The 24,853-nt window shown below is 70.1% G+C and carries 27 protein-coding genes; 12 read left to right on the top strand and 15 right to left on the bottom strand.

Features of this window, described 5'->3' with window-relative positions:
* Complete coding sequence (locus tag BLW81_RS17160) at window positions 1–1,239, top strand: FAD-dependent oxidoreductase (protein WP_083408209.1); 1,239 nt, start codon at window positions 1–3, stop codon at window positions 1,237–1,239.
* A 56-nt stretch (window positions 1,240–1,295) separates the two neighbouring features.
* Complete coding sequence (locus tag BLW81_RS17155; protein WP_083408208.1) at window positions 1,296–3,332, top strand: glycoside hydrolase family 15 protein; 2,037 nt, start codon at window positions 1,296–1,298, stop codon at window positions 3,330–3,332.
* On the opposite strand, the gene BLW81_RS17150 is transcribed toward BLW81_RS17155, so the two are convergent.
* The 4 genes from BLW81_RS17150 to lepA form a co-directional block, all read right to left on the bottom strand.
* Complete coding sequence (locus BLW81_RS17150) at window positions 3,297–4,136, bottom strand: hypothetical protein (protein WP_157897723.1); 840 nt, start codon at window positions 4,134–4,136, stop codon at window positions 3,297–3,299. The genes BLW81_RS17155 and BLW81_RS17150 overlap by 36 nt on opposite strands.
* An 85-nt stretch (window positions 4,137–4,221) precedes the next feature.
* Entirely contained in the window at window positions 4,222–4,923 is a 702-nt protein-coding gene (locus tag BLW81_RS17145) for a sensor domain-containing protein (protein WP_083410608.1), read from the bottom strand.
* 72 nt (window positions 4,924–4,995) lie between these two features.
* Window positions 4,996–5,715, bottom strand: coding sequence for a sensor domain-containing protein (locus tag BLW81_RS17140; protein ID WP_083408206.1), 720 nt, complete (start codon window positions 5,713–5,715; stop codon window positions 4,996–4,998).
* A gap of 6 nt (window positions 5,716–5,721) precedes the next feature.
* Window positions 5,722–7,599 (bottom strand): translation elongation factor 4, encoded by a 1,878-nt coding sequence (gene lepA / locus BLW81_RS17135; protein ID WP_407662268.1) that lies wholly within the window; start codon window positions 7,597–7,599, stop codon window positions 5,722–5,724.
* A 54-nt stretch (window positions 7,600–7,653) separates the two neighbouring features.
* On the opposite strand from lepA, the gene BLW81_RS17130 reads away from it, so the two are divergent.
* On the top strand, window positions 7,654–8,256 hold the full coding sequence (locus BLW81_RS17130) for a type II toxin-antitoxin system PemK/MazF family toxin (protein WP_083408204.1): 603 nt from the start codon (window positions 7,654–7,656) through the stop codon (window positions 8,254–8,256).
* On the opposite strand, the gene BLW81_RS17125 is transcribed toward BLW81_RS17130, so the two are convergent.
* Both BLW81_RS17125 and BLW81_RS17120 read right to left on the bottom strand, forming a co-directional pair.
* The gene (locus tag BLW81_RS17125; RefSeq protein WP_173839637.1) at window positions 8,253–8,858 is read right to left on the bottom strand and encodes a GNAT family N-acetyltransferase; all 606 of its coding nucleotides are present in this window, start codon (window positions 8,856–8,858) and stop codon (window positions 8,253–8,255) included. The two genes, BLW81_RS17130 and BLW81_RS17125, sit on opposite strands and share 4 nt — an antisense overlap.
* Complete coding sequence (locus tag BLW81_RS17120; protein WP_083410607.1) at window positions 8,851–9,279, bottom strand: CBS domain-containing protein; 429 nt, start codon at window positions 9,277–9,279, stop codon at window positions 8,851–8,853. Before BLW81_RS17120 ends, BLW81_RS17125 begins: the two co-directional genes overlap by 8 nt.
* A 116-nt stretch (window positions 9,280–9,395) precedes the next feature.
* On the opposite strand from BLW81_RS17120, the gene BLW81_RS17115 reads away from it, so the two are divergent.
* The 3 genes from BLW81_RS17115 to BLW81_RS17105 are packed head-to-tail and all read left to right on the top strand — an operon-like array spanning window position 9,396 to window position 12,406.
* A complete protein-coding gene (locus BLW81_RS17115) occupies window positions 9,396–10,415 on the top strand; it encodes a hypothetical protein (protein WP_157897721.1) in 1,020 nt (339 codons plus the stop codon).
* Between the two features lie 55 nt (window positions 10,416–10,470).
* Window positions 10,471–11,493, top strand: coding sequence for an aldo/keto reductase (locus BLW81_RS17110; protein WP_083408202.1), 1,023 nt, complete (start codon window positions 10,471–10,473; stop codon window positions 11,491–11,493).
* Between the two features lie 37 nt (window positions 11,494–11,530).
* Window positions 11,531–12,406 carry a ribonuclease Z gene (locus tag BLW81_RS17105; RefSeq protein ID WP_083408201.1) on the top strand — a complete coding sequence of 292 codons (876 nt, stop codon included), beginning with the start codon at window positions 11,531–11,533 and terminating at the stop codon, window positions 12,404–12,406.
* Between the two features lie 69 nt (window positions 12,407–12,475).
* Here BLW81_RS17105 and BLW81_RS17100 read toward each other — a convergent pair whose 3' ends face one another.
* The 3 genes from BLW81_RS17100 to BLW81_RS17090 are packed head-to-tail and all read right to left on the bottom strand — an operon-like array spanning window position 12,476 to window position 15,973.
* On the bottom strand, window positions 12,476–13,315 hold the full coding sequence (locus BLW81_RS17100) for a transglutaminase family protein (RefSeq protein WP_083408200.1): 840 nt from the start codon (window positions 13,313–13,315) through the stop codon (window positions 12,476–12,478).
* Window positions 13,315–14,286, bottom strand: coding sequence for an alpha-E domain-containing protein (locus BLW81_RS17095; RefSeq protein WP_083408199.1), 972 nt, complete (start codon window positions 14,284–14,286; stop codon window positions 13,315–13,317). The genes BLW81_RS17100 and BLW81_RS17095 overlap by 1 nt, the downstream gene beginning before the upstream one ends.
* 16 nt (window positions 14,287–14,302) lie before the next feature.
* Complete coding sequence (locus BLW81_RS17090) at window positions 14,303–15,973, bottom strand: circularly permuted type 2 ATP-grasp protein (RefSeq protein WP_083408198.1); 1,671 nt, start codon at window positions 15,971–15,973, stop codon at window positions 14,303–14,305.
* 147 nt (window positions 15,974–16,120) lie between these two features.
* Here BLW81_RS17090 and rpsT point away from each other — a divergent pair, with 147 nt between their 5' ends.
* Window positions 16,121–16,381, top strand: coding sequence for a 30S ribosomal protein S20 (gene rpsT, locus BLW81_RS17085; RefSeq protein WP_083408197.1), 261 nt, complete (start codon window positions 16,121–16,123; stop codon window positions 16,379–16,381).
* Between the two features lie 14 nt (window positions 16,382–16,395).
* Here rpsT and holA read toward each other — a convergent pair whose 3' ends face one another.
* From holA to BLW81_RS17070, 3 genes are read right to left on the bottom strand one after another with little or no spacing between them, the layout of a single operon-like run.
* Complete coding sequence (holA, locus tag BLW81_RS17080) at window positions 16,396–17,355, bottom strand: DNA polymerase III subunit delta (RefSeq protein WP_083408196.1); 960 nt, start codon at window positions 17,353–17,355, stop codon at window positions 16,396–16,398.
* Complete coding sequence (locus tag BLW81_RS17075; protein ID WP_083410605.1) at window positions 17,352–18,887, bottom strand: ComEC/Rec2 family competence protein; 1,536 nt, start codon at window positions 18,885–18,887, stop codon at window positions 17,352–17,354. The genes holA and BLW81_RS17075 overlap by 4 nt, the downstream gene beginning before the upstream one ends.
* A 5-nt stretch (window positions 18,888–18,892) precedes the next feature.
* The gene (locus BLW81_RS17070; protein WP_083408195.1) at window positions 18,893–19,711 is read right to left on the bottom strand and encodes a ComEA family DNA-binding protein; all 819 of its coding nucleotides are present in this window, start codon (window positions 19,709–19,711) and stop codon (window positions 18,893–18,895) included.
* A 113-nt stretch (window positions 19,712–19,824) separates the two neighbouring features.
* Between BLW81_RS17070 and BLW81_RS17065 the strand changes: the two genes are divergently transcribed.
* From BLW81_RS17065 to BLW81_RS17055, 5 genes are all read left to right on the top strand, one after another.
* On the top strand, window positions 19,825–20,610 hold the full coding sequence (locus BLW81_RS17065; RefSeq protein WP_083408194.1) for a hypothetical protein: 786 nt from the start codon (window positions 19,825–19,827) through the stop codon (window positions 20,608–20,610).
* A gap of 66 nt (window positions 20,611–20,676) precedes the next feature.
* A complete protein-coding gene (locus tag BLW81_RS29410) occupies window positions 20,677–20,940 on the top strand; it encodes a hypothetical protein (protein ID WP_157897720.1) in 264 nt (87 codons plus the stop codon).
* Between the two features lie 15 nt (window positions 20,941–20,955).
* The gene (locus tag BLW81_RS29405) at window positions 20,956–21,252 is read left to right on the top strand and encodes a hypothetical protein (RefSeq protein ID WP_157897719.1); all 297 of its coding nucleotides are present in this window, start codon (window positions 20,956–20,958) and stop codon (window positions 21,250–21,252) included.
* Between the two features lie 279 nt (window positions 21,253–21,531).
* Entirely contained in the window at window positions 21,532–22,338 is an 807-nt protein-coding gene (locus BLW81_RS17060) for an SDR family NAD(P)-dependent oxidoreductase (protein WP_173839636.1), read from the top strand.
* Between the two features lie 23 nt (window positions 22,339–22,361).
* Entirely contained in the window at window positions 22,362–23,414 is a 1,053-nt protein-coding gene (locus BLW81_RS17055; protein WP_083408193.1) for an NAD(P)H-dependent amine dehydrogenase family protein, read from the top strand.
* On the opposite strand, the gene BLW81_RS17050 is transcribed toward BLW81_RS17055, so the two are convergent.
* From BLW81_RS17050 to BLW81_RS17040, 3 genes are read right to left on the bottom strand one after another with little or no spacing between them, the layout of a single operon-like run.
* Entirely contained in the window at window positions 23,411–24,028 is a 618-nt protein-coding gene (locus BLW81_RS17050; RefSeq protein ID WP_083408192.1) for a maleylpyruvate isomerase family mycothiol-dependent enzyme, read from the bottom strand. The genes BLW81_RS17055 and BLW81_RS17050 overlap by 4 nt on opposite strands.
* Window positions 24,025–24,504, bottom strand: coding sequence for an SRPBCC family protein (locus BLW81_RS17045; RefSeq protein WP_083408191.1), 480 nt, complete (start codon window positions 24,502–24,504; stop codon window positions 24,025–24,027). The genes BLW81_RS17050 and BLW81_RS17045 overlap by 4 nt, the downstream gene beginning before the upstream one ends.
* Entirely contained in the window at window positions 24,501–24,821 is a 321-nt protein-coding gene (locus BLW81_RS17040) for an ArsR/SmtB family transcription factor (RefSeq protein ID WP_083408190.1), read from the bottom strand. The genes BLW81_RS17045 and BLW81_RS17040 overlap by 4 nt, the downstream gene beginning before the upstream one ends.
* Between the last annotated feature and the right edge of the window lie 32 nt (window positions 24,822–24,853).

Below are 24,853 nucleotides of genomic sequence, written 5' to 3'. Positions count from 1 at the left end.
ATGCGATGCGAGAATGGCGCCGTGCCGGCCGAACGGACCACCTGCATCGTCGCCGGTGGCGGGCCCGCGGGCGTGATGCTCGGCCTGCTGCTGGCCCGCGCGGGCGTCGACGTCACGGTGATGGAGAAGCACGCCGACTTCCTGCGCGACTTCCGCGGCGACACCGTGCACGCGAGCACGCTGCGGTTGCTCGACGAGTTGGGCCTGGGCGACGAGTTCGCCCGAGTACCGCACCGTGTGATCGAGACGCTGCGGCTGTCGGTGCAGGGCAGCCCGCTGGCGATGGATTTGCGCCGAATTCCGGGTCCGCACAAGCACATTGCGCTGGTGCCGCAGTGGGACTTCCTGGAGCTGCTGGCGTCGGCCGCGCAGCAGGAGCCGACGTTCACGTTGCTGCGCAGCACGGAGGTACTGGGCCCGCTGCTCGACGGCGACACGGTGATCGGGGTGCGTTACCGCGGTACCGACGGCGAGGTGCGCGAGATGCGCGCGGCACTGACCGTCGCCTGTGACGGGCGCTCGTCGACGTTGCGCGCCGCCATGGGACTCAAGGCCAAGGACTTCGGCGCGCCGATGGACGTCTGGTGGTTCCGCGTGCCGCGCGAGGACGGCGATCCCGCCGGGCTGGCCGGTGAGCTCGGCGCGGGGCACGCGCTCGCGGCCATCGACCGTGGCGACTACTTCCAGTGCGCCTACATCATCCCCAAGGGCCGCGACGCGGAGTTGCGCGCGGCCGGCATCGGCGCGCTGCACCGCGGCGCGGCCACGCTGGTCCCCTGGCTGGCCGACCGGGTGGCGACGGTGTCGTCGTTCGACGACGTCAAGCTGCTCGACGTGCAGCTCAACCGGCTGCGGCGCTGGTACACCGACGGGCTGTTGCTGATCGGCGACGCCGCGCACGCGATGTCGCCGGTGGGCGGCGTCGGGATCAACCTCGCGGTGGCCGACGCCGTCGCCGCCGGCCGCCTGCTCGCCGAGCCGCTGCGGACCGGCACCGTGTCCACCCGGCACCTGGCCCGCGTGCAGCGGCGCCGCTGGTTGCCGACCGCGCTGATCCAGGCCGTGCAGCACACCGTCCACCGCCGGGTGATCGCGGTGGCGGTGACGTCGCCCGGGTCGGTGCGCGCGCCGCTGCTGATCCGCGTCGCGGGCCGGGCGCCGCTGCTGCGCCGGGTGGTCGCGTACGCCGTGGCGATCGGCCCGTTGCCCGAGCACATCCCGGCGTTTGCCCGCCGGTGAGCTGACACGCGGCCGATGAGTGGACGCCGGGCAGGTCCGCAGTCGATGATGTCGGCATGGTTTTGCAGCAAGCCGGACCCTCGGACGGGACTTCGCAGCCGGGTGCGGGGTCGATGCCCGCGCCGGCCGTGGCCGCGAACACCCCGCTGACCATCACGGCGCCGACGCCGTACGCGCCCACCGGGGCGCTGCGCAACCCGTTTCCGCCCATCGCCGACTACGGTTTTCTCTCCGACTGCGAGAACACCTGCCTGATCTCGTCCGCGGGTTCGGTGGAGTGGTTGTGCGTGCCGCGCCCGGACTCGCCGAGCGTGTTCGGCGCCATCCTGGACCGCGGCGCCGGACACTTCCGGCTCGGCCCGTACGGGGTGTCGGTGCCCTCCGCGCGGCGCTACCTGCCGGGCAGCCTGATCCTGGAGACCACCTGGCAGACCCACACCGGCTGGCTGATCGTGCGCGAGGCGCTGGTGATGGGTCCGTGGCACGACCTCGAGACGCGGTCACGCACACACCGCCGCACCCCGATGGACTGGGACGCCGAGCACATCCTGCTGCGCACGGTGCGCTGCGTCAGCGGCACGGTCGAGCTGGTGATGAACTGCGAGCCGGCGTTCGACTACCACCGCATCCCGGCCACCTGGGAGTACTCGGCGCAGGCCTACGGCGAGGCGATCGCGCGGGCCAGCCGCGACGCCGACGCGCACCCGACGCTGCGACTCACGACGAATCTGCGGCTCGGCCTCGAAGGGCACGAGGCGCGGGCCCGCACCCGGATGAAGGAGGGCGACAACGCGTTCGTCGCTCTGTCGTGGTCCAAGCACCCGGCGCCGCAGACTTACGAAGAGGCCGCCGACAAGATGTGGCAGACCAGCGAGGCGTGGCGGCAGTGGATCAACGTCGGCGACTTCCCCGATCACCCGTGGCGGTCCTATCTGCAGCGCAGCGCGTTGACGCTCAAGGGGCTGACCTACTCCCCGACCGGCGCGCTGCTGGCTGCGCCGACCACGTCGTTGCCGGAAACCCCGCAGGGCGAACGTAACTGGGATTACCGCTATGCGTGGGTGCGTGACTCCACCTTCGCGCTGTGGGGGCTGTACACACTCGGACTGGACCGCGAGGCCGACGACTTCTTCGCGTTCATCGCCGACGTGTCCGGCGCGAACAACGGTGAGCGCCACCCGCTTCAGGTGATGTACGCCGTCGGCGGCGAACGCACGCTGGTCGAGGAAGAGCTGCACCACCTGTCCGGCTATGACGGTGCGCGGCCGGTGCGCATCGGCAACGGCGCCTACAACCAGATGCAGCACGACATCTGGGGCACGATGCTGGATTCGGTGTATCTGCACGCCAAATCGCGCGAGCAGATCTCCGACACGCTGTGGCCGGTGCTCAAGCAGCAGGTCGAAGAGGCGATCAAGCACTGGAAGGAACCGGACCGCGGCATCTGGGAGGTGCGCGGGGACCCGCAGCACTTCACCAGCTCGAAGATCATGTGCTGGGTGGCGCTGGACCGCGGCTCGAAACTCGCTGAGCTGCAAGGCGAGAAGTCCTATGCCCAGCAGTGGCGCGCGATCGCCGAGGAGATCAAGGCCGACGTGCTCAAGCACGGCGTCGACAAGCGCGGCGTGCTCACTCAGCGCTACGGCGACGACGCGCTCGACGCGTCGCTGCTGCTGGCCGTGCTGACCCGGTTCCTGCCGCCCGACGACCCGCGGGTGCGGGCCACGGTGCTGGCGATCGCCGACGAGCTCACCGAGGAAGGCCTGGTGCTGCGCTACCGCGTCGAGGAGACCGACGACGGATTGTCCGGCGAGGAAGGCACTTTCACGATCTGCTCGTTCTGGTTGGTTTCCGCGCTGGTGGAGATCGGCGAGATCAGCCGGGCCAAGCACCTGTGTGAGCGGCTGCTGTCGTTCGCCAGCCCGCTGCACCTGTACGCCGAGGAGATCGAACCGCGCACCGGCCGGCATCTGGGCAACTTCCCGCAGGCGTTCACCCACCTGGCGTTGATCAACGCGGTGGTGCATGTGATCCGCGCCGAGGAGGAAGCCGACAGCTCAGGCGTGTTCGTGCCGGCGAACGCCCCGATGTAGGTCGCCCGCGGCGCGCCGGGTCCGCCCGCCGGGCTTGTACAGCGACAACAGCAGCGCGGCGATGAGGCCGAGCAGCGCGCACCCGAAACTCCACAGGACGACGTCGGCGGTGCCGGACAGGTGCGCGGTCGCGGCCCCGCGCGCCGCCAGTTGCGTGGCCTCCGCGCCGACGCGTTCGAGGCTGTCGTGCAGAAAGCCGAACGCCATCATGAGGATTCCCGCCGCGATGGCGATCTTCGCGACGACCCACCGGTACCGCAGCAGCCCCCACTTCGTCGTGAGGCTCAACCCGACACCGGTGAGGATCGTGGCGAAGTTGGCCCACGGCAGCAGCGTGATGTCGAACAGCGCCATGAGTTCATACACCGTCGCCGAGCGGTGAATGTCGTTGGTGGACATAGCAAGCACCGCCATGGCGACGAACGTCGCCGCAATGCCGACCCAGCACGCGGCAGCGACGGCGTGGGCGGCGACCAGAGCCTTGCGCGGCCTGGGCCGCAGCGGCCCGGCGAGCAGCGCGAGCACCGGCACCGCCAACAGCGTGGCGAACATCGCGATCAGGTCGCCGACGACGAACGCCTGCCCCACCGTCGCGAGGACCAGCAGCCAGCCCACGCTCAGCCGAACCACCCGGGTCGCTCGGGGCCACACCAGGGCGACGCTCAGGACGGCGATCGCGACCCACAGCGGAAGGCGGAGGGCCGGGACCGAAGGCGGGACGAGCGGCGGCAGCAGACAATTGAGCGCCGCCACGACGACCAGCGCAGCGAGCATCGACCGCACTCCCCGAGGCGTCGTCCGCATGCAGCGACGCTATGGCGCGCCGGCGTGTGACGAAATGGGGCTGACCCGCCGCCCGGGCGGGGGTTAACCCGACCGCACGTTCCGGCTATCCGGCCGCGTTCTCGGCCATCCCCGTCGCGATCGCGGCGCCCTCGTCGGTGATGGAGTAGCCGCACGCCCACGCCTCGGCGGTCAGGTTCGACACCACCGACAGCGCATGCTGACACGCCCAGCCCTCGGCGTCCTGCTGCGTGGTCACCTGAGTGATCAGCGTGTCCTCGGCCTGCAACTCGTCCAGCGACCACAGGTAGTCGTCGCCCGAACTCGTCACGACGACAGTCGAATTGCCGCAGTCTTCCCACGCGGCTTTGGAATCCTCGAAGAACTGCTGCGCGTCGTCGGCCGACGGGTAGAGCACCGCGGTCTGCTCGACCCAGTGCTCGTTGTCCTCGTCGGGTTCGCGGGCCACCTGGTCGCGCATGTCGGTCCATCCGCTGCCGGCGTACACCGGTTCCTCGGCGCCGTAGATCGCGCCGAGGCAGTCGGGGTCGGACACGACGTCGGAGTGGTCGGTCATCTCCTCGAGCTCGGCGGTGACCTCCATCGTCGTCGAGCCCATGATGCCGTTCACCTCGCCGATGGTCAGCAACACGTCGTCGAGTTGAGTCGCCTCCAGCGGCGGGACGTCGAGGCGGCCGCCGCCCGGCCCGCGCACCGCCGTCCCCGACACCGTGCTCACACAGCCGCTGAGCAGCGCCGATACCGCCAAGACGGCGCCGGCCACAGCCAGCCGCGACGCCGTACCGATGTAGGTCACCGCGTAATTGTGACCGACGTCCGGCAAATTCGGGCGGTGGCCGTCAATTCGACCGCGGCCGGTTCAGCGCCCGCCGAGCTTCTGCAGCATCAGGTTGGCCACCGCGACAGCGTCGCGCGCACCGGTCGCGGTGGGCCCGGCCACATCGGTGATCTCCACGTCCACAACGCAATCCGCCGCGACGCCGAGCGCGCGTTGCACCGTCGACCCGGCGTCCTGCATCACCACCGCCGACACGATCCGGGAGTCGACACCCACGTCGGTGATCCGGCTGGATCCGTCGGCACCGTGCTCGGGTTGGCGCAGGTTCAGGGTCTGCCCGTTGCAGCGGTGCCACTTGTCGGCCGACGCGGCGAAGAACTGCTCGGCGGTGTCGCCGTCGGCGAACTGGACCACGCCGAAGAACCCGGTCGCGGTGGGGCCGTTGGCATCTCCGCCCGCCCATGACTGGCTGACCACCGACCGCACCGGGGCGGACTGGTAGACGACCTTCTGCAGTTGGTAGCCGGTGCTGACACAGTCGACCGGCGTCGCCTCGGCCTCGCGCACCCCTTGCAGCAGCATGTCGGGGCCGCCCTCGACGAGCTGACCCATGAACCCGGCCGCGCCGAACATGGTGCTCATCTCCTCGGCCGTCGGCAGCGCCCGGTCCAGGGTGCGGTCCGGTGACGGTTGCACGGCCTCGGCGATCTGCACGACGGGCGGCTCAGCGGTCGGCGTCGAGCAGCCCGCCAGGATCACGCACGCGCCGGCCGCCGCCACCGTCATCGCCGCCGCGCGCATCGACGGCTACTTCTTGGCCTTGTCGGCGGACGAGTCGGTGGACAGCGCGGCGACGAACGCCTCCTGCGGCACCTCGACCCGGCCGATGGTCTTCATCCGCTTCTTGCCTTCCTTCTGCTTCTCGAGCAGCTTGCGCTTGCGCGTGATGTCGCCGCCGTAGCACTTCGATAGCACGTCTTTGCGGATCGCGCGGATGTTTTCGCGAGCAATGATCTTGGAACCGATCGCCGCCTGCACCGGAACCTCGAACTGCTGGCGCGGGATCAGCTCCTTGAGCTTGGTGGTCATCTTGTTGCCGTAGGCGTAGGCCGACTCCTTGTGCACGATCGCGCTGAACGCGTCGACCGGTTCGCCCTGCAGCAGGATGTCGACCTTGACCAGATCGGCCTCCTGCTCGCCGGCCTCCTCGTAGTCGAGGCTGGCGTAGCCGCGGGTGCGTGACTTCAGCGCGTCGAAGAAGTCGAAGATGATCTCGCCGAGCGGCATGGTGTAGCGCAGTTCCACGCGCTCCGGCGACAGGTAGTCCATGCCGCCGAGTTCGCCGCGCCGCGACTGGCACAGCTCCATGATCGTGCCGATGAACTCGCTGGGCGCGATGATCGTGGTCTTGACCACCGGTTCCCAGACGTTGCGGATCTTGCCGTCGGGCCAGTCCGACGGATTGGTGACGACGAGTTCGGTGCCGTCCTCCTTCTCGACGCGGTACACCACGTTGGGCGACGTCGAGATCAGGTCGAGGTTGAACTCCCGCTCGAGCCGCTCGCGGGTGATCTCCATGTGCAGCAGCCCCAGGAACCCGCTGCGGAACCCGAAGCCCAGCGCCACCGACGTCTCCGGCTCGTAGGTCAGCGCGGCGTCGTTGAGTTGCAGCTTGTCCAGCGCCTCGCGCAGGTCCGGGTAGTCCGAGCCGTCGACGGGATACAACCCGGAGTACACCATCGGCCGCGGTTCGCGGTAGCCGGTGAGCGGTTCCTGGGCGCCGTGGCGCGCGGTCGTGACGGTGTCACCGACCTTCGACTGGCGGACGTCCTTGACGCCGGTGATGAGGTAGCCGACCTCGCCGACGCCGAGTCCGTCGGAGGCCTTGGGTTCCGGCGAGACGATGCCGACCTCGAGAAGTTCGTGGTGGGCGCCGGTGGACATCATCTTGATGCGTTCGCGCGGGACGATCTTGCCGTCGACGACGCGCACGTAGGTGACGACGCCGCGGTAGGTGTCATAGACCGAGTCGAAGATCATCGCCCGCGCCGGCGCATCGGGGTCTCCGACCGGCGGCGGCACCTCGCGCACGACGTGGTCGAGCAGTTCGGTCACGCCCGCACCGGTCTTGCCGGACACCCGCAGCACGTCGGTGGGTTCGCAGCCGATGATGTGGGCGAGTTCGGCGGCGTAGCGGTCGGGGTCGGCGGCGGGCAGGTCGATCTTGTTGAGCACCGGGATGATGTGCAGGTCGCGGTCGAGCGCCAGGTAGAGGTTGGCCAGCGTCTGCGCCTCGATGCCCTGGGCGGCGTCGACCAGCAGCACCGCACCCTCGCAGGCCTCCAGCGCGCGCGACACCTCGTAGGTGAAGTCGACGTGGCCCGGGGTGTCGATCAGGTGCAGGACATGGTCGACACCGTCGACCGTCCAGGGCAGCCGGACGTTCTGCGCCTTGATCGTGATGCCCCGCTCACGCTCGATGTCCATCCGGTCCAGGTACTGGGCCCGCATCGAGCGCTCGTCGACGACGCCGGTCAGTTGCAGCATCCGGTCGGCCAATGTCGATTTGCCGTGATCGATATGGGCGATGATGCAGAAGTTCCGGATCTGCGCCGGCGCCGTGAATGTCCGGTCGGCGAAACTGCTGATGGGAATCTCCTGGTAGATGGGTGCGGGGGTTGCCAACAGCGTATCGAGGTCACGGCCCCCGCACACAATCGCGCCGAGCGGGCCTCACTTATGCTCGAAAACATGGCTCCGCCGTGGAAATCGTTTCAGAGATTCGCGGAGAACCTGGTGTTCAACGAGGCGCCGAAGTTCATCCGCCAGATCGGCCAGTCCGAGACCGTGCAGCGCGGCATCCAGCAGGGCATCCGGATCGGCCTGGACGCGATCGCGGGCGCCCCGAAACAGGAGGCAGTGGCGATCACCGCGGGCAGGCCCATCACCAACAACGCCGTTCCGACCGCGCACCGCGCCCGCAAGATCGTCTACGCGCCCGACCTCGACGGCCGCGCCGACCCGGGCGAGATCGTGTGGACCTGGGTGGTCTACGAGGACGACCCGACGCAGGGCAAGGACCGGCCGGTGCTGGTCGTCGGGCGCGACCGCGCCACGCTGCTCGGGCTGATGCTGTCGAGCCAGGACCATCACCGCGACGACCCGAACTGGGTCGGCATCGGAAAGGGCACCTGGGACTTCGAGGGCCGCGAGAGCTGGGTCCGGTTGGACCGGGTGCTCGACGTGCCCGAGGAGGGCATCCGCCGGGAGGGCGCGATCCTGGAACGCCACAAGTTCGAGGTCGTCGCGGGCCGCCTGCGCGCCGAATACTCCTGGAGCTAGGCCGGCTGCCGCCACATCGGCCACAACGACGGCCCACCCTCAGGGAGCCTGATCTCGCCGGTCACCCGGAACCCGAACCGCTCGTAGTACGGGATGTTGTCCGGGTTGCTCGACTCCAGATACGCCGGCGCGTACTCGGCGTCGCAGCGGTCCAGCCGCGACCGCATCAAGGCTTGCCCGAACCCGGTGCCGCGCACGGTGGGGTCGCTGCCGATCACCGCGAGATACCAGTGCGGCTCCTCAGGGTGCTTTTCTTTCATCAACTCCGAAACCTCTTGGCCCCGTTGCACATTCCTGCCGAACGCGCGGATGAACCCCGGCATCATCCGCAGCTCCTGCAGCCGCGACTGCTTCCACTGTCCCGGCGGGTCCCACAGCGCCGCGGCGCCGACCCGGCCACCGCCGGCGACCTCGGGCGCCCCGGTGCGCAGGAAGTGGTGGCGGACCATCGTCGCGAACATCCGCTCCAACGCGCGCCCGCGACCGGCGTCGTCGGGCACCATCCACATCATCACCGGATCGCGGTCGAAGGCACGCGCCAGCACCGCGGCCATCTGCCGCACGTCGCCCCGCTGCGCGGCCGCGACCTCGATGTCAGCCACGGGTGATGTAGGCCTGCAGCTGCTCCTGCTGCGCCTCGAGTTCTTCCATCCGGGTCTTGACCACGTCGCCGATGCTCACGATGCCCGCCAGCCTGCCGTTCTCCATCACGGGGACATGGCGCACCCGGTTCGTCGTCATCAGCGCGCTGAGGCTGTCGACGGAATCGGTCGGGGCGCACGTCGCCACGAAGCTGGTCATGATCTCCGACACCGGCGCGCGCAGCAGTTCGGCGCCACGGGTGTGCAGGGCCCGCACGACGTCGCGCTCGGAGACGATGCCGACCACACCGTCGGGCGACACCACCACCATCGCGCCGATGTTGTGCACGGTCAGTTCGGTCAGCAGCCCCGAGACCGACGTCTCCGGCGTGATCGTGGCCACCGCGGCCCCTTTGGTGCGCAACACATCGGCGATCCGCATCGAAGCCTCCCTCGTGATGTACGTCACAGGCTAGGTGGCTTCCGCCGTCAATGCCAGGAAATGCCGCTCGTCGCGTTTCGCTGCAGCACGCGACGGGCTCGGCTAGGTTCCCGGCGGTGAGGTGGCTTCGGTGCGCTGCGCTCGCAGCCACCCTGGGTGTCACCGCGGCCCTCGTCGGCTGCGGTGGCACGTCCCCGTCGCCGCCGGCCTCCACTTCATCCGCGCCGGTCACTCCGCCCGCCGTCGCCGGCCTGATCGATCCGCGGTGGATGAGCTTCGCGAAGACCCAGCCGTGGAACTGGGTCGACCTCGAACGCCACATCACCCCGGACTTCCAGCTGTTCGGCTTCCGGCCGACCGACGAGACGGGAACGCCGAGCCCGTGCCAGGGCTGCGGGGTGAACCCGCCGACGGCGTACGTGAAGGTCTACGCCCCGGGCAGATTCGACCCCGCGACGGTGCGCTCCGGCCAACCGGTCGACGTCGACGGCCGCGCCGGGTTCTTCCGGCCCTTCGGCGAGAACACCGCCCCCGAGCCCGACGGATTCCGCGACGCGACGCTCACCTGGGAGTACGCCGACGACGCTTGGGCCACGGCGCGGGGCCTGACGCCCGTCACCGCCGGCCGCGACCGCCTGCTCGAACTCGCCCGCGCGCTGCGACCCGACGAACGCACCGCGGTCCGGGCGCCGCTTCGCTTGGGCGCGGTGCCCCCGCAGCTGCCGCTGGTCCACGTGCACACCACCTACCAGCCGATCTACTCCCCCGACAGCGACGTCGGCACCGTGTTGGGGTTCGGTCCGTGCGTCACCCTGACGAAGGAACAGAAGTGCCGGGACGAGGCGGCCCCGACCGGATCGCTGTCGGTGCGCATCCTGGACCGCGACGAGTTCACCGACGGGTCACACCGCGCCGAGGTCGACAGGGCGATCGGCGGCCGGGCCGGTCGCTACGACGGGTCGCTGTTCTGGGCCGCGATCCTCCTGGCTCCCGGCGTCTATGTGCAGTTCGACATGGACCCGCCCGGCGAGTCGAGGTCGACGGAAACCTTCGAGCGGGTCCTCAATTCCGTCGCCTGGGCCCCCGACCCTGGCACACAGGCGGACTGGCCACCGATCACCGACTGGGTCGGCTGAACCCGGAATAAAGCCCGTCCCGGATCGGCTGCACCGCTGGAACGAAGGGAGCACCGTGACAACAGCCAACAACGTACCGACGGTATCGCTCGGCGACGAATTATCAGTCAGTGCAATCGGTTTCGGAGCAATGGCGCTGACGCCGGTGTACGGCGACGTCGATGACGTCGAGTCGCTGGCCACCCTGCACCGCAGCATCGATCTGGGCGTCACCTTCATCGACACCGCCAACATCTACGGCAACGGCGACAACGAGCGGCTCATCGCGCGCCTGCTGGCCGACCGGCGCGACGAGGTCACGCTGGCAACGAAATTCGGCATCGCCGGCAACCCGACCGACCGCGCGGCCGGTCGACCCCGCATTCGGGGCGACGCGGCCTACGTGCGGCAGTGCCTCGACGAGAGCCTGCAGCGGCTGCAGACCGACGTCGTCGACCTCTACTACATGCATCGGCGCGACACGTCCGTGCCGATCGAGGAGACGGTGGGCGCGATGGCCGAGCTGGTGGCGGCCGGCAAGGTCCGGCACCTCGGGCTCTCAGAGGTCACCGCCGACGAGCTGCGCGCCGCCGTCGCGGTCCATCCGATCGCCGCCGTGCAGAGCGAGTGGTCGATCTGGAGCCGCGACGTCGAACGCAACGTGGTGCCGGCGGCTGTCGAACTCGGCGTCGGTTTCGTGCCCTACTCGCCGCTGGGCAGGGGCTTTCTGGCCGGCGCTGTGCGATCCCGCGCAGACCTGGCCTCGGCCAACGACTTTCGGAAGACCATGCCGCGGTTCCGCGACGACGCGCTCGACGCCAACCTGGCGGTGGTCGACGCGGTCACGTCGGTCGCCGAGCAGCAGGGGGCCACACCGGCGCAGGTCGCGCTGGCGTGGCTGCGCAACCGGGCCGACGCGCTCGGGGTGAGCTCGGTGCCGATCCCGGGCACCCGGCGGGCCGCACGCATCGCGGAGAACGTGGGCTCCCTGGCGGTCACGCTGACGCCCGAGCAACTCGACGCGCTGGAAGCGGCGGGCGCGGCCGTCAGCGGCACCCGCTTCGAGGACATGAGCTGGGTGTCGGCCGGCCGCGAATAACGCCCTTTTGACGACCGCGTCAGGTATATGTGGGGGCATGATCGAGGTCACCCTGCTCGGCACCGGCAGCCCGATCCCCGACGCTCGGCGGGCCGGTCCGTCGACGCTCGTCCGCGCCGGCGGACAGACGTTCCTGGTGGACTGCGGCCGCGGTGTGCAGCAGCGGCTGACCGCCGCGGGAGCGGGCGCGGGCGGACTGACGGCGCTGCTGCTGACGCATCTGCACAGCGACCACATCGCCGACCTCGGCGACGTCATCATCACGCGGTGGGTGTCGACGTTCACCCCCGATCCGGCGCCGCTGCCGATCATCGGCCCGCCCGGCACCGCCGAGGTCGTCGACGCCACGCTCAAGGCGTTCGGTTTCGACATCGGGTACCGCATCGCCCACCACGCCGACCTGAACGCCCCGCCGCCGGTGCAGGTGTTCGAGTACACCGACGGCGAGGTCTGGAACAGCGGCGGCGTGACGATTCGGGTCGGGCCCACCGACCACCGGCCCGTGGCCCCGACGATCGGGTTCCGCGTCGAGCACGCCGACGCGTCGGTGGTGTTGGCCGGCGACACCGTCCCCTGCGACAGCCTCGACGAATTGGCCACCGGCGCAGGCGCATTGGTGCACACCGTGATCCGCAAGGACTTGATCGACAAGATGCCGATGCAGCGGATCCGCGACATCTGCGACTACCACTCCTCGGTGGAAGAGGCCGCCGAGACGGCGGCCCGCGCGGGCGTCGGGATCCTCGTCCTGACCCACTACGTGCCGGCGATCGAACCGGGCCAGGAGGACGAGTGGCGGGCACTGGCCGCGTCGCGGTTCGACCGGCAGATCGAACTGGGCGACGACCTGCTGCGCGTCGAGGTGCACCCGGGCGTCTGCGCCAAACCCGCCGCCCAACCGCGCGAACGGTGATTACCGCGCGAAATTTCGCCGAATAGTCGAGCGGTAATCAACGTTCGGCGCAGCGACGGAGGAGGAGGGTCAGGCCAGGCGGGTGATCTCCACGACGACGTCCAGGTCGGTCGAGCCCTCGCCGGAGTAGATCCCCTTGAGCGGGCTGACATCGGAGTAGTCACGCCCGACGCCGACGCTGACGTACTGCTCGTTGATCGACGCGTCGTTGGTCGGGTCGTAGTTCCACCAGCCGCCCGTCCAGGCCTGCACCCACGCGTGGCTCTGCCCGTCAATGGTGTCGCCGATCGCGGCGCGACGCTTCGGGTGCAGATAACCCGACACGTAGCGCGACGGAATCCCCATGGAGCGCAACAGGATCAGCGTCAGGTGCGCGAAGTCCTGGCACACGCCCTTACCTTCGCGCAGCGCGTCGAGTCCGGACGAGTGCACACCGGTGGTGCCCGCGACGTAGGCCAGTTCGCTGTGCACCCAGTTCGCGGCGGCGGTGACGGCCTCGCACGGCGTGTGCTCCTTGATGATCCGCTGGCCCACCCGGGCGATCCGCTTGCTCTCCGGGGTGTAGTGCGTCGGCGCGAGCACCTCGTCGAAGCGGTCGATGACCGCCTCGGAACGCAGGTCGTCCCAGGTGACCTCGTCGTCGGGCATCTGGTCGGGATCCGTCTCGACCACCGACGACGACGTCACCTCCAGTTCGGTGTGCGGGGCGTGCAGGTCGAACGCGGTCACCGCGGTGCCCCAGTAGTCGACGTAGCGGTAGGACCGCGTGGCCGGGACGGTCTCGACGCGGTTGAGGATGACGTTCTGCCGCGAATCCGACCGCGGCGTCAGCCGCGCCTCGTTGAACGACGCGGTCACCGGCGACTTGTAGGCATACCCGGTCGAGTGCACCACCCGCAGCCGCCACATCAGATCTCGCCTTCCTCGATGACCACCGCACCGTTGTGGCCGGCGTCGTGCCACGCCACCCACGGCGCGGAGTGGAAGTACTGCAGCGCCAAGGCTTCTCCGACGTCGGCGCACGTCTTCTGCAGGTTGGCCAGCCGCTGCTCCAGCGACTCGAGCAGCACGCCGGGCTGCAGGAACTCCAGCTCGCTGCGCGCGCGGCCCAGCAGCCGTTGCGCCTCGGCGGTGGCCCCGAGCCGGTTGTGCGGCCGGTTCATCAGCTCGTCGAGGCTGTGCTCGGCCAGCCGCAGCGAGAAGAAGATCGACCGCGGGAACAGCCGGTCCAGCAGCATGAACTCCACGACCCGGCCCGCGTCGAGCACGCCGCGATAGGTGCGCAGATACGTGTCGTGCGCACCCGCCGAGCGCAGCAGCGTCACCCACGCCGGCGACGACGCGCTGTCGCCGACCCGCGACAGCAGCAGCCGCACCGTCATGTCGACGCGCTCGATCGCGCGGCCCAGCACCATGAACCGGTACCCGTCGTCGCGCGACAACGTCGAATCGGCCAGCCCGGCGAACATCGCGGCGCGTCCCTCGACGAACGACAAGAACTCATGCGGCCCAAGACGTTTGGCGGCGCGTTCACGTTCGGCCAGCGCGTTGTAGGTGGTGTTGAGGCACTCCCAGATCTCGGTGGACGTGACTTCGCGTGCGCCGCGGGCATTTTCGCGGGCCGCCGAGATCGCGTCGACGATCGAGCCCTGGGTGCCGCGGCTGAACGCCACGATGTCGGTCAGCGACCACACATCGAGCGGCTGGTCGGGCGGTTCCATGCCCAGCACCCGCAGCAGCGTGCGCGACGCCTGGTCGGGGTCGACGCTGGAATCCTCGAGCAGCTGGTGCACGGTCACGTCGAGGATGCGCGCGGTGTCGTCGGCGCGTTCGACGTAGCGGCCGATCCAGTACAGCGACTCGGCGTTGCGGGCCAACATGTCAGATCACCACCGCCTACTGCTGCTGCTGGTCTTGGGTCTGCGAGTCGGAGCTTTCGGCCTTGGGCCCGCGCGCGGACTTCGGCAGTTTGCGCACCACCTCGGCGGCGCCCAGCTCGCGGTCGGCGACCGAGGTGCGCGAGGCCAGCACCCAGGTGTCCTTGGACCCGCCGCCCTGGCTGGAGTTCACCACCAGCGAGCCTTCGGGCAGCGCGACGCGGGTCAGCCCGCCGGGCAGCACCCACACGTCGTCGCCGTCGTTGACCGCGAACGGCCGCAGGTCGACGTGCCGGGGCACCAGCTGGTCCCCGATCTGGGTCGGCACCGTCGACAGCTGCATCACCGGCTGGGCGATCCAGCCGCGCGGGTCGCTGCGGATCTTCTTGGCGATCGCGTTGAGCTCCTTGTCGGAGGCGTCGGGGCCGAACACGATGCCGTAGCCGCCGGAGCCCTCGACCGGTTTGATCACCAACTCGTCGATGCGGTCGAGCACCTCTTCGCGTTCGTCGTCGAGCCAGCAGCGGAACGTGTCGACGTTGGCCAGCAGCGGCTTCTCGCCCAGGTAGTACTCGATGATCGTCGGCACGTAGGTGTAGACGAGTTTGTCGTCGCCAACGCCGTTGCCGACCGCGCTGGAGATCACGACGTTGCCGGCGCGGGCGGCGTTGAGCAGGCCGGCCACCCCGAGCACCGAGTCGGGCCGGAACTGCATCGGGTCGAGGAACGCGTCGTCGATGCGGCGGTAGATGACGTCGACCTGCCGCTCCCACTCCGTGGTGCGCATGTAGACGGCGTTGTCGCGGCAGAACAGGTCGCGGCCCTCGACCAGCTCGACGCCCATCTGGCGGGCCAGCAGCGAATGCTCGAAGTAGGCCGAGTTGTAGACGCCGGGGGTCAGCACGACGACGGTCGGGTCGGCGACGTTGTTGGCCGCCGCGTTGCGCAGCGCCCGCAGCAGGTGGGACGAGTAGTCGCCGACCGCACGCACCCGGTGCGTGGCGAACAGGTTCGGGAACACCCGCGCCATGGTGCGGCGGTTCTCCATCACGTAGGAGACGCCCGACGGGGACCGCAGGTTGTCCTCGAGCACCCGGAAGTCGCCCTTGGCGTCACGGATCAGGTCGATGCCCGCGACGTGGATGCGCACGCCGTTGGGCGGCAGGATGCCGGCGGCCTCGCGGTGGAAGTGCTCGCAGGAGGTGATCAGCCGGCGCGGGATGACGCCGTCGCGCAGGATCTCCTGTTCGCCGTAGATGTCGTCGAGATAGAGCTCGAGCGCCTTGACCCGCTGGATGATGCCGCGTTCGAGGCGGGTCCACTCCGCGGCCGAGATGACGCGCGGCACCAGGTCGAGCGGGAACGGCCGTTCCTGACCCGACAGCGAGAACGTGATGCCCTGGTCGACGAACGCGCGGCCCAGCGCTTCGGCGCGGGCCTCCAGCTCGGAGGCGTCCGAGGGGGCCAGTTCGGTGTAGATGCCCTTGTACGGTCCCCGGACGTTGCCCTGGTTGTCGAACATCTCGTCGAAGGCGGCCGCGTAGCTGCCGAGCTCGCTGTAGCCGGCAAAGACGCCCTCGTACCGTTTGGCGGCCTTACCGCTGCCGTTGCCGCGCGAGCGCGCGGTCGAGGTCGGGGCGGCGGTATCCGCGCCCCGCGCGCGGGGCGTTCGCAGGCTCACCCCTGACATGCTGCAACACTTCGGACATTTCGGCAGGCCAGCGGACTCACTTTGGGCATTTACCCACTGCGCTGGTAACCTGAACCCTCGCTGCCCGCCGAGCGGGCGCCACCAGACTTTGGGCAACCCCTACAGCATTTACGAAGGACTACACGCGTGGCCAACATCAAGTCGCAGGAAAAGCGGATCAAGACCAACGAGCGCCGTCGGCTGCGCAACAAGTCGGTCAAGTCGTCGTTGCACACGGCGGTCCGCGGGTTCCGGGAGGCCATCGAGGCCGGCGACAAGGACAAGGCCGCCGAGCTGCTCGTGTCGACCAGCCGCAAGCTGGACAAGGCCGCCAGCAAGGGCGTGATCCACAAGAATCAGGCCGCCAACCGCAAGTCGGCTCTGGCGTCGGCGCTCAACAAGCTCTGACCGACGCCGCAGCCTCAGTCGTCGATGAGTTCGGCGACCTTTCTCACCGTTGACTCCAGCGCGAAGTCGGCGTCCGCTGCTGCGCCCTTCACGTCGGCGTTGAGCGCGGCCACCAGCCGCATCGCCTCCGCGACCGAAGTGCGTGACCACCGCCGCGCCTGCTTCTGCGCCTTCTGCACCCGCCACGGCGGCATGCCCAGCTCCGACGCCAGCCGGTAGGGGTCCCCGGACAGCGGCCCGACCCGGGCGATCGTGTGCACGGCCTCGGCCAGCGCGTCGGCGAGCACCACCAGGGGTTCGCCGCGCATCATCGCCCACCGCAGCGCTTCCGCCGCGCCGGCGACGTCACCGGTGACGGCCTTGTCGGCGATGTCGAAACCCTTCACCTCCGCCTTGCCGGAGTGATAGCGGCGGACGGCCGCGGCGTCGACCGCGCCGCCGGTGTCGGTCACCAACTGCGAACAGGCAGCGGCCAATTCGCGCAGATCCGAGCCGATGGCGTCGAGTACCGCGGTGACCGTGTCGTCGCCGACTTTGGCCTTCAGCGCGCGGAACTCGCGGCGGACGAAATCGGCGCGTTCGGCGGCCTTGGTGATGCGGGCGCACGGATGAACTTGTGCGCCAAGCTTCTTGAGCTGATCGGCCAGCGCCTTGGCGCGCCCGCCGCCGGAGTGCACGACGACCAGCATGGTGCCCGGCGGCAGGTCGGCGGCGGCGTCGGCGATCAGCGTGACCGCGTCCTTGCCGGCCTCGCCCGCGGCCTCGAGCACCACGACGCGCTCCTCGGCGAACAGCGACGGGCTCAGCAGCTCGGCGAGCTCACTGGTGCTGACGTCGCCGGCGCGCAGCCGGTCGACCGGAACGTCCTGGGTGCCGGCCTTCTTGCGGGCGTCGCGCAGCACCGCCGCGACCGCGCGTTCGACCAACAACTCCTCGTCCCCGAGCACCAGGTGCAGCTGTGCCTCATCGCTCACCCCCCGATCGTGTCACGTCCGGCCGACAGCCCCGACACCGTCCACGCCAGCAGGCAGATCGTGGCGCCGAACGCGGCCCGACGCACCCAGCGCCAGCGCCACGCGCCGACGAGGGCCGCGCCGGACAGCGCGATCAGCACCACACCCGCCGGGCCGGACGGCACCGTCAGCGACGCCCCCGGCACCCCCGCCGCCCACCGCGCCACGCCCAGCAGCCACCACAGTTCGGGTCCGGTGAAGCGGATCAGCAGCCCGGCCCCGGCCGGCCACAGCGGGCTCAGCGCGGCCGCCGCGGTGCCGACGATGGTGATCGGCGGAATGACCGGCGCCGCCGCGAGGTTCGCGGCCACCGCCACCACGCTGAACGTGCCGGCCATCCCGGCGACGAGCGGCGCGGTCACCAGTTGCGCGGCGACGGCGACGCTGACCGCGTCGGCCAGCGGTTTGGGCCAGCCGCGCGCGACGAGCCGGCGTGACCACACCGGCGCGATCACGACGAGCGCGGCCGTCGCCGAAACCGACAGCGCGAACCCGACGTCGACCGCCAACTCCGGAGTCGCGATCATCAGCGCGAGCACGCTGGCCGACAACGCGGGGATGGCCTGGCGTCGCCGATGTGACAACACCGCCAGCAGGGTGATCGCCCCCATCACCGCGGCCCGCAGCACGCTGGCCGTGGGCTGCACGACGACGACGAACGCCAGCAGCGCGACGGCGGCGATGCCGACCGCGACGCGCGGCCCGATCAGCCCCGCCGACAGCAACACCGCGCCGCACACGATCGTGACGTTCGCCCCGGACACCGCGGTCAGATGCGTCAGCCCCGACGCCCGGAACTCGTCGGTGGTCAGGCGCGGCACCGCCGAGGTGTCGCCCAGCACCAGCGCCGGCAGCATCGCGGCCTGATCGACCGGCAGCGCGCGCCGTGCGGCGTCGGCGAAATCCGCGCGCACCCCGGCGGCCGCGCGGTGGATCGCCGCGGCCTCACCCAGCGTCGGGTCTCCGACCGCCGACAGCACCGCCACCGACAGGTCGCGGCGAGTCGGGCGGCCGATCCTCGCGCGGAACCGGACCGGTGTGCCTGCGGTCAGCTCGGTGAGGTCGTTGGTCGACGCGAAGACCAGGACCCGGCCGGACGTCTCGCGGCCGTCGAGGTACAGCAGCGAGGCCCGGAACATGGTCCGGTTCCCGCCGAGCGCCCGCGGGGTCTCCGTGGGTGTGACGACGACGGCGGCGAGCGTGCCGTAGCGCTGGGCGACCGGGTGCTGGCGTAGTTCGGCGACCTGCAATCCGATCGCGATCGCGAACGCCGTCGCCACGGCCGCGACCGCCAGCACACCCGCCCGGGTGTTGCGGTCCGCTCGGCGTGCATCACCGAACCGGCCCGCCGCCGCCGTCAGCGCGGCCGCGGCGACCGCAGCGACCACCGAACCCACGGTGTGCCAGAGGATGCCCGCCGCGGTGACCGCCCACGCAGTCGCTGCTGCCGGGACGAGGCGCAGGTCGATCGGGGCCGCACCGGCGTCGCCCACCGCCGTCACACATGAACGAGGTTGCGCAGCTTGTCGAGCCGCGCCGGCCCGATGCCGTCGACGTCGCCAAGCTGCTCGACGGACGAGAACCGGCCGTTGGCGTCCCGCCAGGCGATGATCGCGGCCGCGGTCACCGGCCCGATCCCGGGCAGCGCGTCGAGTTGTTCGAGTGTGGCGGCGTTCAGGTCCACCGAACCGCCCTGCGGCGCGTCGAGTCCCTGCGCCGGCGGCGCGTTCGCGGTCGTCGCCGTGTCGGTGGTGACCGAACTGCCCATCGCGGCAGGCTCGCCCGGCGGCGCGGCGATCCCGACCACGATCTGCTCGCCGTCGGCCACCCGGCGGGCCATGTTCAGCCCCAGCAGATCCGCACCGTCGAGCGTCCCGCCCGCGGCGCTCAGCGCGTCGGCGATGCGCGCACCCGCGTCCAGGGTGACGAGCCCGGGTTTGTGCACCAGCCCGACGACGCTGACCACCACGGGCCCGGCCGGTTCGGCGTCGGGTGGCGGGCTCGTCGACGAAACCATCTGCACCGGAGGCAGTTTCGCGGCAGCCACCGCCGGGGTGTCGTTACGCATCAGCGCGAACACCGTCACCAGCACCGCGATCACCCCCACCCCGGCGAGTGCGAGCATCCCCGCGCGCCCCGGATCGGCACGCACCGCCGCGACCCAGCCCGCCACGCCACCGGCCGGCGCCTCGGGCAGCCAGCGGGTCAGTGCGGTGTCCGGGGGCCCGGCGTCGCCGTCGGTGTCGCCGCCGGTATCGGTCTCGACGTCGGCGCCGAGTCGGCGCTGCAATCGTTCGGCAGGCAGTTCGGTTCGCATGTCTCGCACGCTAGGCCCGGGCGCCGACCCGCAGCGGTGTCCGAGGCCGCGCGCGACGCGCCCTGTGGATGAAATCAGCGTTGGGGATTACTCGACTGTTTACAGTTGTCGCTGTGGAGCGTCGAGTGCCGGTCGTCGCCGGCATCACGTTCGCGGTGTTGTACGGCGTTGCACTGCTGACGGTTCCGCCGCTGCCCGGCATCGATTCGTCGGGTCTCGACGTCGTCGCCCATGTCAACGACCACGCCGCGGCGATGCGCACCCAGGCGTTGTTGGTGACGTTCGCGTCGCTGGCGCTCGTCGTGGTGCTCAGTCAGGCCCGCAGTCGGCTCACCGGGCCGTACGCATACATGTTCACCATCGGCGCGGCGGTGGTGCTGGCCAAGATCACCATCGCCACGTGGTTCACCGCGGGACTCGCGCTGCACCCGGGCGAACTCGGCTCCGCGACGGCGCGCACCATCACCGACGTCGTGACGATGTCGGTCCCCGTCCTGACCGTCGCCAACATCATGGTCGCCGCGCCGATCCTGTTGGCGGCGAACGAGGGTCGCTTCCCGCGCTGGGTCGGCATCGCCGCGGCGGTCTTCGGTGTCGAGCAACTGATCGAGACGATCACGATCATCGGTCCGCCGGGAAGCTTCATCTCACCGGGCGGACCGATGAACCTCTATTTGGGTGGACCGCTGTTCGTGCTGTTCTTCCTGGCGCTCGGCGTGGCGCTGTCGCTGCCGGAAGATGCGGGTTCGGACGCGCCGGCCGGTTCGCCCGCCTCAGACGACGTGGAGTCAGGCGACACGGCGGGTGACTCAGCGGGTTCCGACGCTCCGGCCGACTCCTCGGCCGCGGTGTCCGGTTCGTCGCCGGGCTCGGATTCGGTTGGCTCCGACCGGGACTGACGACGCGGCTCCGTGACGCGCGATGGCACCGGATCGGCCAGCGATTCACGCACATCGTCGACGGCGGTGACGACCGCGTCGCGCACCACCGCGCCGGCCGTGCCGATCGAGCGGGCCGCCGTGCGCGCCCCCGCCGCGACCGCCGCCGCAGGGTCCCCCGTCGACGCCAACATCTGCGCGGCGGCGTCGGCTGTCTGCACCGCCCCGAGCAAGACGAGTTCACCCGCCTGGAAGACGACGGCGGTGACGACGTTGACCGCCGCGACGGCCAGCACCTGCGGCAGTGTCCGGGCACCGGTTTCGGTGGGTGCCGGCGGCGGCAGCGGCTGATTCAGCGCGGCGGAGATGTTCGCGCGCGCAGTGGCCACCGCCCGCAGGAAGTCCGCGGGGCGCGTCGCGGCCGACGCCACGTTGATGAACTCGACGACCCCCACCCCCAGGCTGTTGAACGCCTTCGGGACGACCCGGTACACGTCGTTCTCCAGCAGCGGTGTCAGCGCGGCGTTCGCGGGCCCGGTGACAGATGCCGCGGCGGCGCCGAGCGCCCGCGTCAGCGACCGCGTCGTCGTCAGCGTGCCCACAAACTGCGCGGGGCTCAGTGCCGCGCCGACGGGCACAGTCACCGCGGCCTGTACGGCGTAGGGACAGATGATGCTGCAGTACTCGAACTGGTTGCGGAGGAACGCCACCGGGATCGCGCCGAGCGGCGGCGCTCCGGCGGTGAGATGTACCGAAGGACTCGCGGAAGTCGCGGGCACGGTGTCCGGTACCGGCGCCACAGTCGCGGCTGCGATCACCGCCGTCGCAGCCATCGAGGCAATGCCCGCCGCACCCATGCGATAGACACGTACGCGGACGCCCCGCGGTTCGATCGGCCGGGAATCGCCCGGTTCGCGTCGATGGCGCACTAGCATTCCCCCGGTGGCGACGTTGCAGCGATACACCGACCGTCGAGTGCTGATCACCGGAGCCGGGTCGGGCATCGGTCAGGCCACCGCGCTGCGCATCCTCGACGAGGGTGGCACCGTGGTCGCCGCCGACATCAGCGAGTCGGGGCTGGCCGACACCGCAACCCAGGCGGGCGACACCGGCGGTCGGCTGACGACCGTCGTGCTCGACGTCGGCAGCGAGGAATCGGTGATCGCCGGTGTGCAGCGCGCCGTCGACGCGATGAACGGACTCGATGCACTGGTCAACGGGGCCGGGATCCTGCGCTCGTGGCATTTCGCCGACACCACGCTGGCCGACTTTGAGCACGTGCTGCGGGTCAACCTCGTAGGGACATTCCTGGTCACCCGCGAAGCGTTACCGGCGCTGCGGGCCGGCACCGCCGCCGCCGTCGTGAACTTCAGTTCCACCTCGGCCAACTACGCGCACCCCTATATGGCGGCCTACGCCGCGTCCAAGGGCGGCATCCAGGCGATGACGCACACGCTGGCGCTCGAGTTCAGCAAGGAGAACATCCGGTTCAACTGTGTGCAACCGGGTTCCATCTCGTCGGGAATGACTGACGGCACCGGACAGTCCAAGCAGAGCGTCGGGCCGGGACTGCCCGACGACGCCGACTACACGCTGTTCGGGAAGATCATGCCGACCCTGGCGGTCGAGGGCGGCGGGATGTTCGCCCGGCCCGACGCGGTCGCCGCCGTGGTCGCGATGCTGGCCGCGCCGGAGGCGTACTTCGTCACCGGCACCGAGGTCCGCATCGACGGCGGCACCCACATGTGATCGATTGACACCGAGGAGAATCCGTGACACCTGACCGGCCCCTGCGCGTCATTCAGTGGACGACCGGCAACATCGGCCGCCGGTCGCTGCACGCGATCATCGGCCGCGACGACATGGAGCTGGTCGGTGTGTACGCCCACGGCGCCGACAAGGTGGGTGTCGACGCCGCGGAGCTGGCCGGCTGGCCTCAGCCCACCGGCGTCGCCGCCACCAACGACATTGAGGCGCTGCTGGCCCAACGCCCCGACGCGTGCTGTTACAACCCGCTGTGGCCCAACATCGACGAACTGGTCCGCCTGCTCGAGGCCGGGGTCAACGTGTGCTCGAGCGCCGCGTGGATCACCGGCGGCAAGCAGACTCCCGAAGACCTCGACCGCATCCGGAAGGCTTGCGAGAAAGGCAATTCCACGATCTTCGGTAGCGGTGCGCACCCCGGGATGACGAACATGGTCGGCATGGTGCTCAGCGGCGCCTGCGAACGCGTCGACGAGATCCGCATCACCGAGTCGGTGGACTGCTCGACCTACGAGTCGGCGGGAACACAGACCGCGATGGGCTTCTCGCAGGACGCCGACACCCCCGGACTCGCCGAGAGCGTCCGCCGCGAGAGCGAGGTGTTCGCCGAATCCGCGGCAATGATGGCCGACGCGATCGGCGCCACCCTCGACCGGATCACCTTCGACGTCGAATTCACCACGGCCACCGGCGATTCCGATCTCGGGTTCATGACGATCCCGAAGGGCACGGTCGCCGGCGTGTACGGCTACCACCGCGGCTGGGTCGGCGACCGCAACGTCGTCAGCGTCGGGTTCAACTGGATCATGGGCGAACACGTCACTCCCCCGAAGCCGCTCGAACACGGGCATGTCATCCAGGTGTTCGGGGTGCCCAACATGCGCACCGTGCTGCACTGCCTGCCGCCGCGGGACTGGACCGAACCCGGCTTCATGGGTCTGGGCATGATCTACACCGCGCTGCCGGTCACCAATGCCGTGCCGGCGGTGGTCGCCGCCGCGCCGGGGATCGTGACGCTGAAGGACCTGCCTCCAGTAACCGGTCGCGCCGCAGTCGGCTAAAGCCGTTGCGTCAGCGTCGGTTTGCCGGGCCCGCTGAGGTCGTCGAGCGCTGCCGGCCGCCCGGTCATCGCCATCATCAGCGCTTCACCCGGTCCGGTCACCTCGGGTCCGCTGCCGTGCGTCCAGTCGACGTCGGTCGCGCGTAGCGTCAGGCCCCTGATTCGTCGGCCCGCGCCGAGGCGCGCGTTTCCCGGGATCAGGGGCAGGATCCGCACCAGCCGGTCGGCGGGAATGGTGCGCGGCCGGTGCAGGGCGCGCCGGATGTCCTGATGGTGCACCGTGCCGTCGACGAGCGCGATCATCCCGCCGAACCCCGCGGTCAGACCCGACGGCCGCAAATGGCTGCGCAGGCCGTCGAGTAGCTCGTCGGTCGACAGCGCCGAAAGCTCGTCGACACCCACCTGGTTGGCGCGTACCACCCACCCCTTGGCGAACCTGCGCGCCAGGCCGAGCGCACCCAACCCTTCGTAGCTGATCACGTGAGCGACAACGTCTTTCACCGTCCACCGCGTACACAGGCTGGGGTGCGCCCACTCCTGCGGCGTCAGATCCGCGAGCAGGTCGGCCAGATCGGCCCGCTCGTCGTAGGCCATCCGCATCAGGTCGGACATCACCGACCCTCGACGAGTTCGCCGTAGCGGCGCAGGTACAGCGGCCAGCCGCCGTCGCCGTCGACCCCCGAGGCGACCGACTCCCAGCCGTCACCGTGGCGGTCGATGTGGCGGTGTTCGAGCGTGACGCGGGTCCGGCCGTCGGGCGCCGCGGTGAACAGCACCTCGACCTCGCTGGCCTTCGACGGGTCGGTCTGCACCTGCCACGTCGGGCCGATGTCCCACAGGAACACCACGCGGTCGGGCGGCTCGTAGGCGACGACCCGGGCCCATCGGCACTCGCTGCCGTCGCTGCCGCGGTCGTAGATGTGGCCGCCGACGCGGCATTCGAACACCGTCTCGACGATCGGCACGCCCAGCAGGTTGTGCTCGCGCGGTTTGAAATCGCCGAACCGCTCGGTGAACACCCGGAACGCCTTCTCGATCGGCGCGTTGACGGTGATCTCGCGCCGGACGACGGTCGACTGGGCAGCGTTCATGGTGGGTCTCCTTCATCTTCGACGAGTTCTTTGAAACCGTCCAGGGCGCGCAGCCAGAACCGGTCGAGTTCGTCGCGCATCGCCGCGAGTCCCGCGGGCTCCAACTGGTAGACGCGCCGTGTCCCCTCGGCGCGGTCGCAGACCAGGCCGGCGCGCTTGAGCACTTTGAGGTGCTGAGACACCGCCGGCCTGCTGACCGGCAGATCGGCGGCCAGTTCACCGACCGCCATCGGCCGGTGCGCAAGGCGCTCGACGATCGACCGCCGGGTGCGGTCTGCCATCGCCACCCACGCGTCGGCGTCTTGGTAAGTGGACACGAACGGTAAGCTAGCACTTACCGATGAGCCCG

Origin of the sequence: Mycolicibacterium rutilum (assembly GCF_900108565.1) — a bacterium.
Classification (GTDB): domain Bacteria; phylum Actinomycetota; class Actinomycetes; order Mycobacteriales; family Mycobacteriaceae; genus Mycobacterium; species Mycobacterium rutilum.
This window is presented reverse-complemented; position numbering and strand designations above follow the sequence as displayed.